The organism is Micromonospora sp. HUAS YX12, from assembly GCF_040215685.1.
In the GTDB taxonomy this organism is placed as follows: Bacteria; Actinomycetota; Actinomycetes; order Mycobacteriales; family Micromonosporaceae; genus Micromonospora; species Micromonospora tulbaghiae.
Genome location: NZ_CP157974.1, coordinates 5,965,577 through 5,979,211 on the forward strand (window position 1 = coordinate 5,965,577; position 13,635 = coordinate 5,979,211).

11 protein-coding genes are annotated in these 13,635 nt (G+C 72.9%); 6 read left to right on the plus strand and 5 right to left on the minus strand.

Going from position 1 to position 13,635, the window contains the following annotated elements; genetic code table 11:
- Positions 1–26: 26 nt before the first annotated feature.
- The 3 genes from ABIH81_RS28350 to ABIH81_RS28360 form a co-directional block, all read right to left on the minus strand.
- Positions 27–884, minus strand: coding sequence for an ABC transporter ATP-binding protein (locus tag ABIH81_RS28350; RefSeq protein ID WP_349877929.1), 858 nt, complete (start codon positions 882–884; stop codon positions 27–29).
- Entirely contained in the window at positions 881–1,822 is a 942-nt protein-coding gene (locus tag ABIH81_RS28355; RefSeq protein WP_349877930.1) for an iron ABC transporter permease, read from the minus strand. The genes ABIH81_RS28350 and ABIH81_RS28355 overlap by 4 nt, the downstream gene beginning before the upstream one ends.
- Before the next feature lie 197 nt (positions 1,823–2,019).
- Entirely contained in the window at positions 2,020–3,066 is a 1,047-nt protein-coding gene (locus ABIH81_RS28360; RefSeq protein WP_349877931.1) for an iron ABC transporter permease, read from the minus strand.
- Between the two features lie 119 nt (positions 3,067–3,185).
- Here ABIH81_RS28360 and ABIH81_RS28365 point away from each other — a divergent pair, with 119 nt between their 5' ends.
- Positions 3,186–4,112, plus strand: coding sequence for a MerR family transcriptional regulator (locus tag ABIH81_RS28365; RefSeq protein ID WP_349877932.1), 927 nt, complete (start codon positions 3,186–3,188; stop codon positions 4,110–4,112).
- Positions 4,113–4,116: 4 nt separating this feature from the next.
- Positions 4,117–4,476, plus strand: a complete 360-nt coding sequence (locus ABIH81_RS28370; protein ID WP_013285335.1) for a YciI family protein — start codon at positions 4,117–4,119, stop codon at positions 4,474–4,476.
- A 27-nt stretch (positions 4,477–4,503) separates the two neighbouring features.
- Here ABIH81_RS28370 and ABIH81_RS28375 read toward each other — a convergent pair whose 3' ends face one another.
- Positions 4,504–4,977 carry a cytidine deaminase gene (locus ABIH81_RS28375; RefSeq protein WP_349877933.1) on the minus strand — a complete coding sequence of 158 codons (474 nt, stop codon included), beginning with the start codon at positions 4,975–4,977 and terminating at the stop codon, positions 4,504–4,506.
- Positions 4,978–5,117: 140 nt separating this feature from the next.
- Here ABIH81_RS28375 and hrpA point away from each other — a divergent pair, with 140 nt between their 5' ends.
- The gene (gene hrpA / locus ABIH81_RS28380; RefSeq protein ID WP_349877934.1) at positions 5,118–9,113 is read left to right on the plus strand and encodes an ATP-dependent RNA helicase HrpA; all 3,996 of its coding nucleotides are present in this window, start codon (positions 5,118–5,120) and stop codon (positions 9,111–9,113) included.
- Positions 9,114–9,217: 104 nt separating this feature from the next.
- On the opposite strand, the gene ABIH81_RS28385 is transcribed toward hrpA, so the two are convergent.
- Positions 9,218–10,147: a LysR family transcriptional regulator gene (locus ABIH81_RS28385; protein ID WP_349877935.1), complete on the minus strand. Its 930-nt coding sequence runs from the start codon at positions 10,145–10,147 to the stop codon at positions 9,218–9,220.
- A 134-nt stretch (positions 10,148–10,281) separates the two neighbouring features.
- On the opposite strand from ABIH81_RS28385, the gene ABIH81_RS28390 reads away from it, so the two are divergent.
- Genes ABIH81_RS28390 through ABIH81_RS28400 form a run of 3 tightly spaced genes read left to right on the plus strand, consistent with a single transcriptional unit; the run spans position 10,282 to position 13,611 of the window.
- The gene (locus ABIH81_RS28390) at positions 10,282–10,914 is read left to right on the plus strand and encodes a succinate dehydrogenase cytochrome b subunit (RefSeq protein ID WP_349881231.1); all 633 of its coding nucleotides are present in this window, start codon (positions 10,282–10,284) and stop codon (positions 10,912–10,914) included.
- Position 10,915: 1 nt separating this feature from the next.
- Entirely contained in the window at positions 10,916–12,853 is a 1,938-nt protein-coding gene (locus tag ABIH81_RS28395) for a fumarate reductase/succinate dehydrogenase flavoprotein subunit (protein WP_349877936.1), read from the plus strand.
- On the plus strand, positions 12,850–13,611 hold the full coding sequence (locus ABIH81_RS28400; protein WP_047890878.1) for a succinate dehydrogenase/fumarate reductase iron-sulfur subunit: 762 nt from the start codon (positions 12,850–12,852) through the stop codon (positions 13,609–13,611). The genes ABIH81_RS28395 and ABIH81_RS28400 overlap by 4 nt, the downstream gene beginning before the upstream one ends.
- The last annotated feature ends 24 nt before the right edge of the window (positions 13,612–13,635 follow it).

Here is a 13,635-nt window from a genome sequence, read left to right on the forward strand (position 1 = left end):
CCTTTCGGTGGTGCGGGTCGGCGCGCTCAGGCGTCGCCGACGGGGGCGCCGGCCGTGGCCGGCGTGACGGCCGGAACGGCCGAGGTCTGTGTGTGGGGGGCCTGGGTGAGCGCCGGCACCACGAGCGGGGCGCCGCTGACCGGGCAGGGCACCACCACGCAGTCGAGCCCGAACACGTCGCGGACCAGGTCCGCGGTGAGGATCTCGCGCGGCTTGCCGGCGGCCACCACCGCGCCGTCGCGCATGGCGATCAGGTGGCCGGCGTACCGGGCCGCCTGGTTGAGGTCGTGCAGCACGGCCACCACGGTCCGGCCCCGCTCGGCGCGCAGCCGGTGCAGCAGGTCCAGCACCTCGACCTGGTGGGCCAGGTCGAGGAACGTGGTCGGCTCGTCCAGCAGCAACACGTCGGTGTCCTGGGCCAGCGTCATGGCGATCCACACCCGCTGGCGCTGCCCGCCGGAGAGCGTGTCCACCGCGCGGTCGGCGAGCGCGCTGACGTCGGCCAGCCGCATGGCCTCCTCGACCGCCCGCCCGTCCTCGGCCGACCACTGCCGCCACCAGCGCTGGTAGGGCTGACGACCGCGCCCGACCAGGTCGGCCACGGTGATCCCCTCGGGCACCAGCGGGCTCTGCGGCAGGACACCGAGCCGCCGGGCCACGTCCCGGGTCGGCAGGTCCCGGATCGCCGCGCCGTCCAGCAGCACCGCGCCGCGCCGGGGCGTGAGCAGCCGGGCCATCGTGCGCAGCAGCGTCGACTTGCCGCAGGCGTTCGGGCCGACGATCACGGTGAACGTGTCGGCCGGCAGGTCGAGGTCCAGCCCGTCCAGCACGGTGCGGCCCTCGTAGCCGGCGACCAGGTCGCGGGTGGACAGCAGCGCGGTCACGACCGCCTCCCTCGGGTGCGGAGCAGCACGAAGATCAGATACGGCCCGCCGATCGCCGCGGTCAGCACGCCGGCCGGCAGTTGGGTCGGCGCCAGCAGCCGGCGGGCGCCCAGGTCGGCGAGGACCAGCAGCAACGCCCCCAGCAGCGCGGCGCACAGCAGCGGCGGACGCTCGGCGCGGACCAGCCGGCGGGCCACCTGCGGGGCCACCAGCGCCACGAAGTCGACGGCGCCGACCTGGGCGGTGACCATGGCGGCGGCCAGCACACCCGTCCCGGCCAGCCCGATACGCCGGGCCACCGGCCGCAGCCCGATCCCGCGCGCGGTGTCGTCGTCGAGCGTGCTGCTGCGCAGCGCCCACCCGGCCCAGAGCAGCACCGGCAGCAGGACCGCGAGCGTGCCGGCGATCCAGGCCGCCTCGCTCCATCCCTTGCCGGCGAGCGTGCCGATCAGCCAGACCTGGGCGCGCAGCCCGTCGATCGGGTCGGCGGTGAGCATGACCACCTCGATCAGCGCACGGAACGCGAACGCCACCGCCACCCCGGCCAGCACGAACCGCTGGGCGGCCAGGCCGTGCCGGGCGCCGAGCGCGAACACCACCACCGCGGCGGCCAGGCCGCCGAGCAGCGCCGCCGGCGCCACCAGCACCGCCGCCGCGCCGCTGGTCAGCGCGATCGTCGCGGCCAGCCCGGCGCCCTGGGTGACGCCGATGACGTCGGGGCTGGCGAGCGGGTTGCGGGCGACGCTCTGGATCAGCGTGCCGGCCACGCCGAAGGCCGCCCCGGCCACCGCCGCGAGGACCGCGCGAGGCAGTCGCAGGTCGCGCACCACGAGGTCGTACGGGGTGCCCGCGCCGGAGAGCGACCGCACCACGTCCACCGGGGCGACGTACGGCGTACCCAACGACAGACTGACCACCACCGCAATGCCAAGCAGCACGAACAGAACAAACGCCACCACCAGGGGCCGCCACCGGAACGGCACCACCACCGCCCCGACCCGCAGCACCCCCCGCCCGCGCCGCCGCCCGCCGCCCCCGCGTTGTTGATCTTGCACTTCGGGCCCTCCGGGTGCCCGGAATGCCCCTTCCGCCGGGGCAGCAAGTGCAAGATCGCGGGAGTGGGGGGCGTGGCGGGTCATGTGGTTACCGTCTTGGCTCGGAGGACCAGGAAGGCCAGGAGTGGAGCGCCGAGCAGGGCCGTGATGATGCCGGCCGGAATCTCACCGGGCGGGGCGACCAGGCGGCCGGCCACGTCGGCCGTGAGCAGCAGCGCTGGGCCGAGCAGCGCGGCGACCAGGAGCGTCCACCGCTGGTCCGCGCCGACGAGCGCCCGGGCCAGGTGCGGCACCGCCAGCCCGACGAAGGCGATCGGCCCGGCGGCGGCCACCGCCGCGCCGGTGAGCAGCACGCCACCGGCCCCGGCGGCGATCCGGACCAGCGCGACCCGGTGCCCGAGCCCCCGGGCCACGTCGTCGCCGAGGGCGAGCGCGTCCAGGCCGCGGGCGGCGAGCGCGGCCAGCAGCACCCCGGCCACCACGAACGGCAGCACCTGCCCGGCCACGCCGACGTCGCGGCCGGTCAGCCCGCCGACCACCCAGAAGCGGTACTCCTCGAACGTGCGGGCGTCGATGCTGAGCAGCGCGTACACGATGGCGCCGAGACCGGCGTCGAGGGCCGCGCCGACGAGCGCGAGGGTGACCGGGCTGGCGCCCTCGCGGGCGCGGTTGGCGACGGCGAACACGAGCAGCCCGGCGAGCAGCGCGCCCGCGATGCCGAACCAGACGTACCCGGCCAGCGTGCCCACCCCGAACACGGCGATGGCCAGCACCACGCCGAACGACGCCCCGGCGCTGATGCCGAGGATGCGCGGCTCGGCCAGCGGGTTGCGGGTGACCGCCTGGAACAGCACCCCGGCCAGCGCCAGCGCCAGGCCGACGACGAGCCCGAGCGCCGTACGCGGCAGCCGCAGATCCCGGACCACAGTGGTGGCGTCGCCGCCGTCCGGGGAGACCAGCGCGTGCCACACCTGGTCGACGGGGAGGTGCCGGCTGCCGAGCGCCAGGCTGGCCAGCAGCGCCAGCAGGAGCAGGAGCGCCGCCGCCACGGTGACCGCGACGCGGCGGGCGGTGCCGCGGCGGACGGGAGCCCCGGCCCGAGCGGGCCGGACGGCGACGGTGGTCACGAGGGATCTTGGCCTTCCGGTTAGGTGCGCCTTACCTTAGCTGACCTGCTAAGGCGTACCTAAGCGGGCGCTGTCGATGGGGTTGCGCCTCCACCGGGGGGAGGCGCGATGGTGGGCGCATGGACGGTGCGGAGCGCTACTCGATCGGTGACCTGGCCCGGCGGACCGGGCTGCCGGTGAAGACCATCCGGTTCTGGTCCGACCGCGGCATCGTGCCGCCCACCGACCGGGGACCGGCCGGCCACCGCCGCTACGACGCGGCCGCGGTGGCCCGGCTCGACCTGGTACGGACGTTGCGCGAGCTGGGCGTGGACCTGCCCACAGTGCGCCGGGTGGTGAGCCGGGAGGTCACCCTGGCCGAGGTCGCCTCGGCGCACGCGGACGCGCTGACCGCGCAGATCCGGCTGCTGCGGTCGCGCCGCGCGGTGCTCACGGTGATCGCCCGGCGCGGGGCCGGCCCGTCCGAGGCCGACCTGCTGCACCGGCTGGCCGGCCTGGCCGCACGGGAACGACGGCGACTGGTCGACGAGTTCCTCGACGCGGCGTTCGGCGACCTGACGGGGTTCGCGGGCATCCGCCGGTCACTGACGCCGGAGCCGGCGGACGATCCGGACGACTGCCAGATCGAGGCGTGGGTGGAGCTGGCCGAGCTGGCTCTGGACCCGGAGTTCCGGGCCGGGCTGCGCCGGCTGGCCGAGCAGCACGCGGCGGACCGGGCCGGCGCCGAGGGCGTACGCCGGGACGTGGTCGCCGTGGTCCGGGAGGAGGTGGCCCCGGCGCTGGCCGCCGGTGTCGAGCCGGCCTCGCCCGGGGCCGATGCCGTCCTGGCCCGGGTGGCGGACCGGTACGCGCGGCTCTGCGGCCGGCCCGACGACGCCGGCCTGCGCCGGCGGATGCTGGACCGGTTGCGGGCCGCGCGCGACCCTCGCCGGGAGCGGTACCTGAAGCTGCTCTCCGTGGTCAACGGCTGGCCACCGCCCGAGAGCCTGGCCCCGGTGCTGGACTGGTCGATCCGGGCACTGCACGCCCGGCAGCACCTAGCCTGAGGACATGCGATTCGACAGGCACACGGTGGTGCTCCTGGTCCGCCCGGACGACGCGCCCGACCTGCCGCAGGACGCCCTCGACCGAATCCAGGACGCCCACCTGGCGCACCAGGCCGGGCTGGTGGAGCAGGGCGCGGTGCTCGCGGCGGGGCCGTTCCTGGACGGTGACGACGGACGCGTCCGCGGTTTCGTGGTGCTGTCGGTGGACCCGCAGATGGCCCGTGAGCTGTACGCGAACGACCCGGCGGTCCGCGCGGGCCGGCTGGTCGCGCAGGTGAGCAGCTGGATGGTGCCGGAGGGCCAGGTCCGCTTCGAGCAGGTGCCGGTCCCCCGCTCGATGCTGGAGGCAGCGGCCGGCGACTGAGTGCCGCGGCTCACCGCACCCGTACCGTCAGTCCTCCGGCGCCTGCCGGCTGCCCGGTACCACCGGCGTCGGCCACACCCCGGCGCGGGCGGCCACCGGCACCTCGACCTGCTGGTCGGACCAGACGTACGTCTCGGGCAGCAGGTCGGCGACCGGGATGGCGCGCAGCCCGTCGGGCGGCCCGACGATCACCTTGATCGACGGGAAGTAGTCGAGCAGCACCTGACGGCAGCGCCCGCACGGCGGCAGGACGCCCCGGCCCCGGTCCCCCACCGCGACGATGGCCTCCAGTTCACCGGCGCCCTGGGTCGCGGCGGCCCCGAGTGCCACCACCTCGGCGCACGGGCCGCCGGTGAAGTGGTAGACGTTCACCCCGCTGAACACCCGGCCGTCGGTGCTGCGCACGGCGGCGGCGACGGTGTGGTTGTCGCTGCGGCAGCGCAGCTTCGCGACGGCGGTGGCGGCCTGCACGAGCGCCCGGTCGGTGTCCCGCATGATCATCCCCGCCCCTCGTCGGCCTCGTCCGTCGGCCTCGTCGGCGGCAACTTTATCCGGCGGGGAGGGCCCGGACAGGGAGGGCACGCCCAGCGCCGGTAACCCGGGGGCGGTCCGCCGCGCGGCTGCCTATCCTTGGCGACGACATGCAGAATCCAGCCGTACCCGCCGACCCTGAGACCGCCCGCGACCTGCACCGCCGCCTCGGCCCCCTGATGTTCCGCGACCAGCGGCGGCTCCAGCGGCGGCTCGACGGTGTGCGCCGGCTGCGCGACCCGCAGCGGCGGGAGGCGGCGCTGGCCGAGATCGCGGCCGAGGTGACCCGCGCCGAGGCGCGGCTGGCGGCGCGCCGCGCGGCCGTGCCGGCGATCACATATCCGCCGCAGTTGCCGGTGAGCGAGCGCAAGGACGACATCGCCGCCGCGATCCGCGACCACCAGGTGGTGATCGTGGCCGGCGAGACCGGCTCCGGGAAGACCACCCAGATCCCCAAGATCTGCCTGGAGCTGGGGCGCGGCGTCACCGGTCTGATCGGGCACACCCAGCCCCGCCGGCTGGCGGCCCGGACGGTCGCCGACCGGATCGCCGACGAACTCGGCACCGAGCTGGGCGACGTGGTCGGCTACAAGGTGCGCTTCACCGACCAGGTGGGCGACAACAGCCTGGTCAAGCTGATGACCGACGGCATCCTGCTGGCCGAGTTGCAGACCGACCGGATGCTGCGGCAGTACGACACCCTGATCATCGACGAGGCGCACGAGCGCAGCCTCAACATCGACTTCATCCTCGGGTACCTCAAGCAGCTCCTGCCCCGCCGGCCCGACCTCAAGGTGGTCATCACCTCGGCCACCATCGAGACCGACCGGTTCGCCCGGCACTTCGCCGACGCCGAGGGCAACCCGGCGCCCGTGGTCGAGGTGTCCGGGCGCACGTACCCGGTGGAGGTCCGTTACCGGCCGCTGGTCGAGGTCACCGAGGCCGAGGAGGAGGACGAGGCCGACGAGGAGAACGTCCGGGACCAGATCCAGGCCATCGGCGACGCGGTCGAGGAACTGGCCGCCGAGGGGCCTGGCGACATCCTGGTCTTCCTCAGCGGCGAGCGGGAGATCCGGGACACCGCCGACGCGCTGGGCAAGCTGGTGCAGAAGAAGCGGTCGCTGCTCGGCACCGAGATCCTGCCGCTGTACGCCCGGCTCTCCACCGCCGAGCAGCACCGGGTCTTCGCCGCGCACAGCAACCGGCGGGTGGTGCTGGCCACGAACGTCGCGGAGACCTCGCTCACGGTGCCCGGCATCAAGTACGTGGTGGACCCGGGCACCGCCCGGATCTCCCGCTACTCCAGCCGGCTCAAGGTGCAGCGGCTGCCGATCGAGCCGATCTCGCAGGCCAGCGCCAACCAGCGCAAGGGTCGCTGCGGGCGCACCTCGGACGGCATCTGCATCCGCCTCTACGACGAGCAGGACTTCGCCTCCCGCCCCGAGTTCACCGACCCGGAGATCCTGCGGACCAACCTGGCCTCGGTCATCCTCCAGATGACAGCGATCGGGCTCGGCGACGTCGGGGCGTTCCCGTTCATCGACCCGCCGGACCGGCGCAACGTCACCGACGGCGTCAACCTGCTGCACGAGCTGGGCGCGCTCGACCCGGCCGAGACCGACCCGGCGAAGCGGCTCACCGCGCTGGGGCGGCGGCTGGCCCAGCTCCCGGTCGACCCCCGGCTGGCCCGGATGGTGCTCGAGGGCGAGCGCAACGGCTGCGCCACCGAGGTGGTGGTGATCGCCGCCGCGCTGTCCATCCAGGATCCGCGCGAGCGCCCGGCCGACAAGCAGGCCCAGGCCGACCAGGCGCACGCCCGGTTCGCCGACTCCGAGTCGGACTTCGTCGCGTACCTCAATCTGTGGCGCTACCTGCGGGAGAAGCAGCGGGAACTGTCTTCCAGCGCGTTCCGCCGGATGTGCAAGGCCGAATACCTCAACTACCTTCGGGTACGCGAGTGGCAGGACATCGTCAGCCAGTTGCGCCAGGTGCTACGTACCTCCGACAAGGGTGAGGGCCGGCGCGGCGCCGGCGCGGACCTGCCCGAGGAGATCGACACCCCGAAGGTGCACCAGTCGCTGCTGCCCGGCCTGCTGTCGCACCTCGGCCTCAAGGACGCGCAGAAGCACGAATACCTCGGCGCGCGGGGCGCGAAGTTCGCCATCTTCCCCGGGTCGGCGCTGTTCAGGAAGCCGCCGCGCTGGGTGATGGCAGCCGAGCTTGTGGAGACGTCCCGGCTGTGGGGGCGGGTGGCCGGGCGGGTCGAGCCGGAGTGGGTCGAGCCGCTGGCCCAGCACCTGGTCAAGCGCAGCTACAGCGAGCCGCACTGGGAGAAGAAGCAGGCCGCGGTGATGGCCTACGAGAAGGTCACGCTGTACGGCATCCCGCTCGTCACCTCGCGCAAGGTGAACTTCGGGCGCATCGACGCAGGTCTGAGCCGGGAGCTGTTCATCCGGCACGCCCTGGTCGAGGGCGACTGGCAGACCCACCACCAGTTCTGGCGGGACAACCAGAAGCTGCTGACCGAGATCGAGGAGCTGGAGAACCGGGCCCGGCGCCGCGACATCCTGGTCGACGACGAGACCATCTTCGCCTTCTACGACCAGCGCATCCCCGCCGACGTGGTCTCCGGCCGGCACTTCGACTCCTGGTGGAAGAAGACCCGCCGGGAGCGGCCCGACCTGCTCACGTTCACCCGCGACCTGCTCGTCAACGACGGCCGCGGCGGGGTGGACGAGGAGGACTACCCGGACGAGTGGCGGGCCGACGGGGTGACGCTGCCGCTGACGTACACGTTCGACCCGGCCGCGCCCACCGACGGCGTGACAGTGGACATCCCGCTGCCGCTGCTCAACCAGGTGCCGGCGGAGAGCTTCGACTGGCAGGTGCCGGGGCTGCGCGAGGAGCTGGTGATCGCGCTGATCCGGTCGCTGCCCAAGCCGGTACGGCGCAACTTCGTGCCGGTGCCCGACTACGCCCGCGCCGCGCTCGCCGCGATCACCCCGGGCGAGGAGCCGCTGCTGGCCGCGCTGACCCGGCAGCTGCGCCGGATGACCGGGGTGACCGTACCGGCGGACGCGTGGGATCTGGGCCGGCTGCCGCCGCACCTGCGGGTCACGTTCCGGGTGCTCGGCGACGACGACAAGCCGGTCGCCGAGGGCAAGGACCTGCCGGCGCTGCAACGTGAGCTGCGCCAGGAGGTACGCCAGGTGGTGGCCGCCGCCGCGCCGGACGTGGCCCGTACCGGCCTGACCGAGTGGTCGATCGGCGCGCTGCCGCGCACCATCGAGCAGGTACGCGCCGGCTTCGCGGTGACCGCGTACCCGGCGCTGGTGGACGAGGGCGCGACGGTCGGGGTGAAGGTGTTCGACTCCGCCGCCGAGCAGGAGGCCGCGCACTGGGCGGGCACCCGTCGGCTGCTGCGGCTGACGCTGCCGTCACCGGCGAAGCTCCTCCAGGGACGGCTGAGCAACGAGGCGAAACTGGCGCTGTCCCGCAACCCGCACGGCAGCGTGCCGGAGCTGATCGAGGACGCGGCCGGCGCGGCGATCGACAAGCTGATCGGCGACGCGGGCGGTCCCGCCTGGGACGCGGAGGGCTTCGCCGCGCTGCGCGACAAGGTCCGCGCCGACCTGGTGGACACGGTCGTCGAGGTGATGGAGCGGGTGCGGCGGGTGCTCGCGTCCGCGTACGCGGTGGAGCAGCGGCTCGGCGCCACCCGCAACCTGGCGGTGGTGGCCGCGCTGGCCGACATCCGCAACCAGCTCACCGGCCTGGTGCACAAGGGTTTCGTGACCGAGACGGGGTACGCGCGACTGCCCGACCTGCTGCGCTACCTGACCGCGATCGAGCGGCGGCTGGAACGGTTGCCGGGCAACCCGCAGCGGGACAAGTCTCAGCAGGACCGCGTCGCCGTGGTGCAGAAGGAGTACCAGGACATGCTCGCCGCGCTGCCACCGGCCCGCCGCCAGGAGGCGGCGGTCCGCCAGATCCGCTGGATGATCGAGGAGCTGCGGGTGAACGTCTTCGCCCAGGCCCTGGGAACCCCCTACCCGGTGTCCGAGCAGCGCATCTACCGAGCCATGGACGACGCCGAAGGCCGCTGACCCCCCTCCGGCGCGCCGATCTTGCACTTGGCGCCCCCACCGAGGGGCTTTCGCGCCTTTCGCCGGGGCCCAAAGTGCAAGATCAACGAGGCGGCGGGGCGGGGCTACAGCGGCTCTACGCCTGGGGGGAGTCCGGCGGTGGCGGTGGCGTCGTGGACGTACTCCAAAAGGATGCGGCGCAGCTCGCGCCCGGCGTGGGTGGGCACCACGTCGCGGCGGCGGGCCACCGCGATGGTCCGGCGGACGCCGGGCGGGACGAGCCGGGTGACCCGGATGCCGGCCCGGCGGGCCACCACGATGCCCGGCACCAGCGCGACGCCGAGCCCGGCCTCGACGAAGCTGAGTACCGCGTCCATCTCCCCGCCGTCGACGGACAGGGTCGGCTCGAACCCGGCCGCCCGGCACGCCTGGAGCGTGGCGTCGCGCAGGTCGTAGCCCTCGCGGAACATGACGAGCGGCTGGTCGCGCAGGTCGGTGATGCGCAGCTCCCCGGCGGGCGAGGCGCCCGGCAGCGGGTCGACCGAGGCGACCACCAGGCTCTCCCGCAGGATCGGGTCGGCGCGCAGCCCCGGGTCGGTGCCGGCCGACGGCATGATGATCAGGGCCAGGTCGAGGTCGCCGCGGAGCAGATCCCGGACGAGGTCCTGCGAGCCGCCCTCCTCCACGCGCAGGTCGACAGTGGGGTGCGCGTCGCGGAACCGGCGCAGCACCGGCGGGGCGAGCGAGGTGGCCAGGCTGGGCGTGGCGCCGAGCCGGACCCGGCCGCGGCGCAGCCCCACCAGCTCCTGCACCTCGCGGGTGGCGGTCTCCACGTCGGCGAGGATCCGCTTGGCCAGCGGCAGCAGCACCTCACCGGCCGCGGTGAGTGTGATGTTGCCCCTTACCCGCTCGAACAGCGGGGCCCCCAGGTCGGTCTCCAGGGCGTGAATTTGCTTACTCAACGAGGGCTGGGTTATGCCGACAAGATCGGCTGCTTGGGTGAAATGTCGTACTTCGGCGACCGCCACGAAGTACCGAAGCTGATGGAGCTGCATCTACATAGCCTACGGCTATCAACACTGCGATTTCGATGCATTGGACGCCTGATCGAAGTGCTCCTAGCGTCGACCGTGTGGTAATCACGAAAACTCGGTCGCCCATCCGCTCGAACGTCGGCCTCAAGGCCGTCATGGCGGTGACGGGCATCCTCCTTGTGCTGTTCCTGATCCTGCACATGCTCGGGAACCTGAAGATCTTCACGGGCGAGACCTCGTTCGACCACTACGCGCACTGGCTGCGGGACATCGGCACGCCGCTGCTGCCGACGACCTGGTTCCTGTGGATCCAGCGCACGGTGCTCACCCTGGCCGTCCTGGGGCACATCGGCGCGGCCACCGTGCTCGCGATGCGGTCCCGCGCCGCCCGCCCGGTGAAGTACGCGCACCGCCGCAAGATCCACGTGAACTACGCGGCCCGCACGATGCGCTGGGGTGGGGTGATCATCCTGCTCTTCGTGATCTACCACATCCTGGACCTGACCACGGGTCACCTGAACCCGCAGGGCGACCCGTCGAACCCGTACGGCAACGTGGTCGCCGACTTCGCGCCGGAGCGCTGGTACGTCACGCTCTTCTACACCCTCGCGCTGGTGACCCTCGGCTTCCACCTGCGCCACGGCGCCTTCAGCGCGTTCCGCAGCCTCGGCCAGCAGACGCCCAGGGGCGAGCGCCGGGCCCGGATCGCCGCGCTCGTCTTCGCCGTCGCGCTCGTCGGCGGCTACCTGCTGGTCCCGTTCGCCGTGATCACCGGATTGGTGGCCTGACATGGATCTCTACACCGAGGGCGACCCGATCGCCGACACCCGGGCCCCGGACGGCCCGATCGAGACGCGGTGGGAGCGCCACCGCTTCGAGATGAAGCTGGTCAACCCGGCCAACCGCCGGAAGATGACGGTGATCGTGGTCGGCACCGGCCTGGCCGGCGGCTCCGCCGCCGCCACGCTGGCCGAGCAGGGCTACCGGGTGAAGTCCTACTGCTACCAGGACAGCCCGCGCCGGGCCCACTCGATCGCCGCGCAGGGCGGCATCAACGCCGCCAAGAACTACCGCAACGACGGCGACTCGGTGCACCGCCTGTTCTACGACACGGTCAAGGGCGGCGACTTCCGCTCCCGCGAGTCCAACGTGCACCGGCTGGCCGAGGTGTCGGTCAACATCATCGACCAGTGCGTGGCCCAGGGCGTGCCGTTCGCCCGCGAGTACGGCGGCCTGCTGGACACCCGCTCCTTCGGCGGCGCCCAGGTGCAGCGCACCTTCTACGCCCGGGGCCAGACGGGCCAGCAGCTGCTGCTCGGCGCGTACCAGGCCCTGGAGCGGCAGATCGGCCTGGGCAACGTGGAGATGAACGCCCGCCACGAGATGCTCGAACTGGTCCTCGTCGACGGCCGGGCGCGCGGCATCGTGGTCCGCGACATGGTCACCGGCGAGATCAGCACCGAGATGGCGGACGCGGTCGTGCTCGCCTCCGGCGGCTACGGCAACGTCTTCTACCTCTCCACGAACGCCAAGGGCTGCAACGTCACCGCCTCCTGGCGGGCGCACCGCAAGGGCGCGTACTTCGCCAACCCCTGCTACACGCAGATCCACCCGACCTGCATCCCGGTCTCCGGCGACCACCAGTCGAAGCTGACCCTGATGAGCGAGTCGCTGCGCAACGACGGCCGGGTGTGGGTGCCCAAGACCAAGGGCGACCAGCGCAGCCCCCGGGACATCCCGGAGGACGAGCGGGACTACTACCTGGAGCGGATCTACCCGTCCTTCGGCAACCTGGTCCCCCGCGACATCGCCTCCCGCGCCGCGAAGAACGTCTGCGACGAGGGACGCGGCGTCGGCCCGACCGGCCTCGGCGTCTACCTGGACTTCGCCGACGCGATCAACCGGCTCGGCCGCAAGGCCATCGAGGCCAAGTACGGCAACCTCTTCGAGATGTACGAGCGGATCACCGGCGAGGACCCGTACGAGGTGCCGATGCGGATCTACCCCGCCGTGCACTACACGATGGGCGGCCTCTGGGTCGACTACGACCTCCAGTCGAGCATCCCCGGCCTGTTCGTGATCGGTGAGGCCAACTTCTCCGACCACGGCGCGAACCGGCTCGGCGCCTCGGCGCTGATGCAGGGCCTGGCCGACGGCTACTTCGTGCTGCCGAACACGCTCGCCAACTACCTGGCCTCCTCCGGTCCGCTGGACAAGGTCGACGCCAGCCACCCCGAGGCGGTCGCGGCGCGTACCGAGGTCGAGGACCGGATCAAGCGGCTGCTGGCGATCAACGGCGACCGCACCGTGGACTCGTTCCACCGCGAACTGGGCCAGATCATGTGGGAGCACTGCGGCATGGAGCGCTCCGAGGCCGGGCTGCGCAAGGCGATCGACGAGATCCGCGCGCTGCGCGAGCAGTTCTGGCAGCGGGTGCGCGTCCCGGGCGACGGCGAGGGGCTCAACCAGTCGCTGGAGAAGGCCGGCCGGGTGGCCGACTTCTTCGAGCTGGCCGAGCTGATGTGCATCGACGCCCTGCACCGCGAGGAGTCCTGCGGCGGCCACTTCCGGGCCGAGCACCAGACGCCCGACGGCGAGGCGCAGCGCGACGACGACCGGTTCGCCTACGTGGCGGCCTGGGAGTACACCGGCACCGGTGAGCCCGTGCTGCACAAGGAAGACCTGACCTTCGAATACGTCCACCCCACGCAGCGGAGCTACAAGTGAACCTGACCCTGCGCATCTGGCGCCAGACCGGCCCCGAGGACAAGGGTCGGATGGTGACCTACCCGGTGCAGGACGTGTCCCCGGACATGTCCTTCCTGGAGATGCTCGACGTGCTCAACGAGCGGCTGATCCTCGACGGCGAGGAGCCGGTCGCGTTCGACCACGACTGCCGCGAGGGCATCTGCGGCATGTGCAGCCTCATGATCAACGGTGAGGCCCACGGCCCGCAGCGCGGCACCACCGCCTGCCAGCTGCACATGCGGCAGTTCTCCGACGGCGACACGATCGACATCGAGCCCTGGCGGGCCCGCGCCTTCCCGGTCGTCAAGGATCTGGTGGTCAACCGCAACGCCTTCGACCAGATCATCGCCGCCGGCGGCTACGTCACCGCGCCGACCGGCAGCGCCCCGGAGGCGCACTCGGTGCCGGTGCCGAAGGCGGACGCGGACGCGGCGTTCGAGTCGGCGGCCTGCATCGGCTGCGGCGCCTGCGTGGCGGCCTGCCCGAACGGCTCCGGCATGCTGTTCACCGCCGCGAAGATCACCCAGCTCTCGCTGTTGCCGCAGGGCCAGCCGGAGCGCTACACCCGGGTGATCGGCATGGTGGACGCGCACGACGAGGCCGGCTTCGGCGGCTGCACCAACATCGGCGAGTGCGCCGCGGCCTGCCCGAAGGGCATCCCGCTGAACACCATCGGCCGGCTCAACCGGGACTACCTGAAGGCCACGGCCAAGCGCTCGGGCACGCCCGGCTCCTGACCGCCGGAAGAACCCACGCGACCG

What these genes read in the sequence shown, in the direction of transcription:
- ABIH81_RS28375 (WP_349877933.1), bottom strand. Translation starts at nt 4,977, where the DNA reads ATGATCATGCGGGACACCGACCGGGCGCTCGTGCAGGCCGCCACCGCC.
- ABIH81_RS28390 (WP_349881231.1), top strand. Translation starts at nt 10,282, where the DNA reads ATGGCGGTGACGGGCATCCTCCTTGTGCTGTTCCTGATCCTGCACATG.
- ABIH81_RS28370 (WP_013285335.1), top strand. Translation starts at nt 4,117, where the DNA reads ATGCGATTCGACAGGCACACGGTGGTGCTCCTGGTCCGCCCGGACGAC.
- ABIH81_RS28385 (WP_349877935.1), bottom strand. Translation starts at nt 10,147, where the DNA reads ATGCAGCTCCATCAGCTTCGGTACTTCGTGGCGGTCGCCGAAGTACGA.
- hrpA (WP_349877934.1), top strand. Translation starts at nt 5,118, where the DNA reads ATGCAGAATCCAGCCGTACCCGCCGACCCTGAGACCGCCCGCGACCTG.
- ABIH81_RS28365 (WP_349877932.1), top strand. Translation starts at nt 3,186, where the DNA reads ATGGACGGTGCGGAGCGCTACTCGATCGGTGACCTGGCCCGGCGGACC.
- ABIH81_RS28395 (WP_349877936.1), top strand. Translation starts at nt 10,916, where the DNA reads ATGGATCTCTACACCGAGGGCGACCCGATCGCCGACACCCGGGCCCCG.